Source organism: Microcystis sp. M090S1 (assembly GCF_020246295.1).
Taxonomy (GTDB): Bacteria; Cyanobacteriota; Cyanobacteriia; order Cyanobacteriales; family Microcystaceae; genus Microcystis; species Microcystis aeruginosa.
Map to the genome: position 1 here is coordinate 1 of NZ_JADBTF010000021.1, position 6,349 is coordinate 6,349.

Sequence of the window (6,349 nt, forward strand, 5' to 3'; positions counted from 1 at the left end):
AAAATCGCCAAATGCCTTTCTCTATAAGAGTTTCATCCCTTATAACCTCCGTCCATTGCATAACACAAACCGAAGAACCCATTTTTCTAGAGTAAAAACAGACGGTTCTTCGTTACTTGGTATAGTTCGATAGGGTGGCATAAATCGACTAAATTCTTATCTGGCAAGAGATTTAATTGATTAGTTCGCTCTAGATCGAAAACAATTGATAAAAATCGCCAAATGCCTTTCTCTATAAGAGTTTCATCCCTTATAACCTCCGTCCATTGCATAACACAAACCGAAGAACCTTATTTAGGGTTTGCGGCAAAAAGCTTTTCGGTGGTGGCAGGGTGTGGGGTAGTGGAGCATTTGGCTGAAATTTCCCTAAACCCCTAAATCCCTATCACCCTATCTCTCGACTCCTGAATACTGACTCCCCGAGAGATTAACTTGCTTGGGAGGAGACAAAACCCGATAACTCGCGAAAACGGATCTCATCGCGGTGGGGATCAGAGCGACTAACTTGTACTTGAAAGCGATCGCCTAAAGATACCGAGCGCTCAAAACGATGGGGTAATTCTAACCCCAATTCCTCCAATAAAATCAAGCCTAAATTTTCCTCTTCCCGCAGCCAGCGCAACACCAAAGCTTGCCAGACTTGATCTCCCTGTCGTCGCAAGAATTCCAAACTCCAATAACGATTAGTTTGTCGTTCCACCGAGGTGGCTTCTTGGGCTGAACTAGCGACACTATAGAGAATTTCCTGCATTCTATCCCGGGTAAAAGGCAGTTGATCGCCCCGGAGATGGGCTTTTAGTTGAAAATGGGTCAAAAGGTCAGTATAACGGCGAATTGGCGAAGTTACTTGGGAATAGGTATTCAATCCCAGACTAGCATGACGGTTAGGAATCGTCGTCATCTCACTGCGCGGCATACAGCGACGCAAGGCACAGGAACGCACCGGGCCCGCAGGTAGTAAAATTAACTCCTCATCGGGGGGTAATTCCGGTTGTGGTTGTCCGCGGAAAGGCACGGGTATCTCGTGTTCCTGACAGTAGCGACCGGCGATTTCTCCGGCTAAAATCATCATTTCCGCCACTAATTGCCGAGATGGAGAAACTTCCTGCAATTCTACGATAATTTCGTCGTTATCCTTCACCTTAATGGATGATTCTGGCATTTGGATGTTAATCGATCCCTGAGATTTGCGCCATGCGTGGCGTTGTTTTGCCCAACGGTTGAGAATCCTTACTTCCGGTTCATGCTGCAGATCCAGATGTAACATTTCGTCCACATCTTCGTAGGTGAGGCGATAGGTAGGTTTAATTGTACTAGGATGAATCCGATAATCTGCGATCGCCCCCGTTTCATCGAGGATTACCCCAAAACTCAATGCGGGACAAAGTTTACCCTGTACCAAACTCATTGGACCGGCGGCCAATTCTAGGGGAAACATGGGAACCATTCCCGTGGGAAGATAAAGACTGGTACTGCGACGACGTGCTTCTAGGTCTAATTCATCATCGGGAAGCACTAAACGGCTAGGATCGGCAATATGGATCCAGAGACGATGACCACCATCCGCGAGCATTTCCACCGATAATCCGTCATCGATTTCCTCGGTACTTTCATCGTCGATGGTATAAATTTTTTGGTGGGTTAAATCGAGACGATTGTTGACATCCGCATCCGCAGGGGGATTGAGTAAATTAAGACGCGCCACATCAAGTACCTTTTTCGAGAATTGAACGGGGTAGGAACTGCGTCGCAGGAAAAGGTTTTCGTGACTACTCCACCATTTCAAATCGACTAACAATTCAAAAGCAGCCTCGGGGGTTTGGGAACGGCCCAGCAGCGAGAGTATGTCCATGGCTGCTGGATATTTTTGTTCGGGTTGGAGGATAAATTTTTCTAGAGATTCCAGACGAATTCGATCGCTTTCTGACCATTCTACCGTTTCACCGGCCAAGGCCTGTTGGAGACGTTGGAGAAATTGGCTTTTTTCCCGTTGACGCTGTTGTTCCACCTCTAGCTGGTGTTTGATTTCCTCTACCTGATTTTCCGATCGGGCTTCGTAACCATCCCCTTTATTTTTAAAATAAACTTTATCATCACTCAAGAGACAATGGGCCGCATAGCAAAACTGGGGACCGCGATCGGAAAAGAGAATCTCGGCCATGGTTTCGGGAGTGACTAACTGATTTTCCCCGGCTAATAATTCCCAGGCCACTTCTAAACCACTAGCATCTAGATAGGGTTGGACTTCCCGCAGAAAATTTCCGATCTCTTTATAGTTGGATGGACCTGCTTTGATAATGTAATCGAAGCGTTGGGGACGCAGTTTATGCGGGTTTCCCCCTTGATCGATGACGATCCAATCTTTTTTACCTTCTGGGCGATCGATCACCCCTAAGCGCCTTTCTCCTTGGACTCGAAATTCTACCAGCGTTCCCTTTTCCACTGCTTCCCCTTACTGCCTATCTATTTTGTCTATTTTCTATCATCCTCGATCGATTACTCGATCGGCAAGAGCAATCGTCAATCCCCACCCACTAGATAGGTATAACGTCGCAAACTGCGTTCATAATCCTGTAGTAGTAATTGGGATTCTTCCACAGTCATGCGATTTTCCTGCAAAGCTTGTTCACAACGAAGACGAATTCTTTCTAACAGGTCTTCTGCGGAATACTGCACATAACTTAATACTTCCGTGATCGTATCTCCTTTGACTAGATACTCGATATCGTACCCCTTGGGACTCATCTGAATATGTACCACGTTAGTATCGCCAAAAAGATTATGTAAATTACCCATAATCTCTTGATAAGCACCCACCAGAAACATTCCTAGATAATAAGGTTCTGGAGAATGTTTACCGTTTTTGTACTCCAACGGATGCAATTCTAAAACTGATTTTACGTCCCCGCGCAAATCGATAAACTGGGCAATTTTCCCGTCACTATCACAGGTTAAATCGGCGAGAATCCCTCTTTGGGTAGGTTCTCGATCAAGACGATGGATCGGCATAATTGGAAATAGTTGATCGATCGCCCAACTATCGGGAACTGACTGAAAAACCGAGAGATTGGCATAATAAATTGAGGCCATAATTTGCTCTAAGTCTTCCAAGTCATCGGGAACATAATCCTGTTGTCGGGCCACTTGCAGAATTTTGTGACAACAAGCCCAGTACAATTGTTCGGCTCTAGCTCGTTCCTTGAGACTGAGATAACCGAAATTAAACAGACTAATCGCCTCCTCTTTGAACTGTCCCGCATCGTGATAAGCTTCCTGATAATTGCGCTCATCGATACCCGTGTAGGTTTCCCAGAGATTACGGAGGATAAGATGTTCTTTCCCATTGCAGGGATCGGGGGGATTTTGGGGAACCTCACTACTTCCCAAGATATCAAAGACTAACACCGATTGATGAGAAGCGATCGCCCGGCCACTTTCACTGATGAGAATTGGGGGTGAAATCTGGGCATCTTCACAAGCTTCCTTGACCTCGGCCACGATATCATTGGCATAATTCTGCATATTGTAGTTTTTTGAGGCGTAGAAGTTAGTTTTTGAGCCATCGTAATCGACCCCTAAACCACCCCCCACATCGAGATAGGTCATATTTGCCCCTAATTTCGCTAATTCCACATAAATCTGACTAGCTTCGCGAATGGCATCCTTAATGACGCTAATAGCGGAGATTTGCGACCCGATATGATAGTGCAGCAGTTGCAGACAATCTAACATCCCCGCTTGTTCTAATTCCGTCACCACCGTTAAGATTTCCGGGACGGTTAAACCGAATTTTGCCCGGTCTCCCGTGGAACATCCCCAACGGCCCACCCCTTTTGTCCCCAGTTTCGCACGCACTCCCAAATGAGGGGCAATTCCTAACTGACGACTGACCCGCAGGGTTAAATATAATTCTTCCAATTGTTCGATGACAATCAAAGGCCGATGACCGAGACGAGTGGTCAACAGGGCTGTTTCCAGGTATTCTTTGTCCTTATAGCCGTTACAAATTAGCAATGGTTGTGTTTTGTCATTTTTGCCGTTTAAGGCAGGTTCTAGGGTAGCTAAAGCAATCATTAGCTCAGGTTTTGAACCAGCCTCAAGCCCAAATTGATAGGGTTTACCAAAACGCACTAAAGACTCGACGATGTGACGGTGTTGATTGCACTTGATCGGATAGACACCGCGATAGACATTGGCATAATTATAACGGGCGATCGCTCGGTTAAAACAGGCATTCAGGCGCTCGATCCGGTCTTCCAAAATATCACTAAACCGAATTAACAAGGGTAAACCGATATTACGCCGCTTAATCGCCGAAACTAACTCGTATAAGTCCAAAGAACCGCCCCTTTCTCCCTGGGGCGAAACGGTAATATTTCCTGCGGCATTGATCGAGAAATAGGGTTCTCCCCAGCCTTGGATGCGATAGAGATTTTCGCTATCTTCGATCGACCAATGTTTAACGGGGGCAACTTTTTCGAGGTTGTTACCGTCAGAAGGGGTCAGATCCACTGGAGATAATTGCTTTTCTTGTTTCTTAAGTTGAGTTTTACCCGCCATTGTCTATCTCGCTCCGTGTGAGACTCCGATCTTCTATCTTAAGTCAGACTTCCTGTCCGCGACCAAGATTCCGATCGTGATAGAATCTATTAGCCCTCAGGAGGCAGGATTCAGGAGACAGGATTCAGGAGACAGGATTCAGGAGATTATTTGTATTTTCTCCCCATCCCCCATCACCCTAGGGTTGATTCATAGTAGGGTTGATTCATGAATCAACCCTACCCATCACCCCGTTCCCCTGTTCCCTTCTCCCCAAAATTTTATAGTGAACCGCTTATGAAATTATTAGACTCAAAAGGACGTTTATTCGGTAAATTTAGCTTGCTTGATATTGGAGCGGCCTTAGTAATTTTATTGACAATTATCGGGATTTTTGTTGTCCCGGGGACGAGTGGTAAAAGTACGATCGCTCAAGTTACCAAAGAACCCATAGAAGTGGATGTTATTGTCCGGGGTTTAAGTGTTCTCAATCCCAATGCTTTGATTAATCAATTCAATACCGAGAAGAAAACTAATATTGTTATTCGTAATCAACCGGCCGGTCAAGTGGATATAAAAAATGTTAAACCTTTATCGAGAAATGTCTTAGTTCCGCAGCCGGATGGTAGTGTGAAAGTCCTACCCGATCCCCGCACGGAAAACTATTCTCAAGATATGATTATGACTCTCAGTGGTCAAGCGGAAGTTACTGATACTGGTGCGGTTGTTGGCGGTCAAAAGGTGAAAATTGGCACTTTAATCGAGTTAGAAGGAGATAATTATAATTTCAACACCAGTGTTATCGATGTCCGTTTACCAAAAAGGTCTTAGTTAGTAAACAGTGAGCAGTAATCAGTGAAAAGACAGTAGGAAACTTCTATTTAACACTGCTCACTTGAAAACTCAAATCTGATAACTGATAACTTACCCACTGATAACTGATAACTGATAACTGATAACTGATAAGAGGATTAACTGCTATTTATACACCGCCTTTAGCTCGTTTGATCGAGCAGTTACAAAAATTACCCGGGGTGGGACCCAAAAGCGCTCAACGTCTGGCCCTCTATATTCTCAAACGACCGGAACAAGATGCGATCGAATTGGCCCAGGCGATCGTAGCAGCCAAAAAACAAGTAGGATTATGTCAGGTTTGTTTTCATCTTTCGGCCGAACCGATTTGTGAAATTTGCCGCAATCCTAACCGAGAAACGGGGACTATCTGTGTGGTAGCTGACTCCAGAGATGTGATTGCTTTGGAGAAAACAAGGGAATATTCGGGTAAATATCACGTTTTAGGGGGTGTTATCTCACCTATGGATGGGATTGGACCGGATCAATTAAATATACAGTCTTTAGTCACCAGAGTCAGCCAGAAAAAAATTCAGGAAGTTATCTTAGCTATCAGTCCCAGTGTCGAAGGGGAAACCACGACTTTGTATATCGGGGGTTTACTGAAACCCTTCACTAAAGTTACCCGTATCGCTTTCGGGTTGCCCATGGGTGGTGATCTAGAATACGCTGATGAAGTAACCCTAGCGAGAGCTTTAGAAGGTCGTCGGGAATTGTAAAATCTCGCCAAGGTTGGGATTAAGTAGGGTTTGCTGAATAAATGTGAAATGTAGGCAAGGTAAGGGTTTTGTGGCTTTTCTCGTGAAACAGGTGCAAGATTTTGAAAGAATCGTGCTTCAACACCTTGCGTCTTCATCGGCCCGTGTCCTGTAGGGGCGAAGCATTCGGGCAATAACCTATCGGTGAAACGTAGATTTTCTACCCGAATGCTTCCCCCGTACTTTTTGCCGCAAACCCT

Annotated in this window: 5 protein-coding genes; 2 read left to right on the forward strand and 3 right to left on the reverse strand. The window is 45.2% G+C overall.

All coding sequences use genetic code 11. From position 1 onward, the window contains the following. Positions 1 to 86 precede the first annotated feature (86 nt). The 3 genes from IM477_RS22835 to speA form a co-directional block, all read right to left on the reverse strand. The gene (locus IM477_RS22835) at positions 87 to 272 is read right to left on the reverse strand and encodes a hypothetical protein (RefSeq protein ID WP_353845521.1); all 186 of its coding nucleotides are present in this window, start codon (positions 270 to 272) and stop codon (positions 87 to 89) included. Between the two features lie 155 nt (positions 273 to 427). Then, positions 428 to 2,443: a ribonuclease catalytic domain-containing protein gene (locus IM477_RS00890; protein ID WP_287730123.1), complete on the reverse strand. Its 2,016-nt coding sequence runs from the start codon at positions 2,441 to 2,443 to the stop codon at positions 428 to 430. A gap of 77 nt (positions 2,444 to 2,520) precedes the next feature. After that, positions 2,521 to 4,560, reverse strand: coding sequence for a biosynthetic arginine decarboxylase (speA, locus tag IM477_RS00895; protein WP_287730125.1), 2,040 nt, complete (start codon positions 4,558 to 4,560; stop codon positions 2,521 to 2,523). 276 nt (positions 4,561 to 4,836) lie between these two features. On the opposite strand from speA, the gene IM477_RS00900 reads away from it, so the two are divergent. Then, complete coding sequence (locus tag IM477_RS00900) at positions 4,837 to 5,370, forward strand: DUF4330 domain-containing protein (protein ID WP_004162552.1); 534 nt, start codon at positions 4,837 to 4,839, stop codon at positions 5,368 to 5,370. 149 nt (positions 5,371 to 5,519) lie between these two features. Continuing rightward, positions 5,520 to 6,110: a recombination mediator RecR gene (gene recR / locus IM477_RS00905; RefSeq protein WP_043999193.1), complete on the forward strand. Its 591-nt coding sequence runs from the start codon at positions 5,520 to 5,522 to the stop codon at positions 6,108 to 6,110. The last annotated feature ends 239 nt before the right edge of the window (positions 6,111 to 6,349 follow it).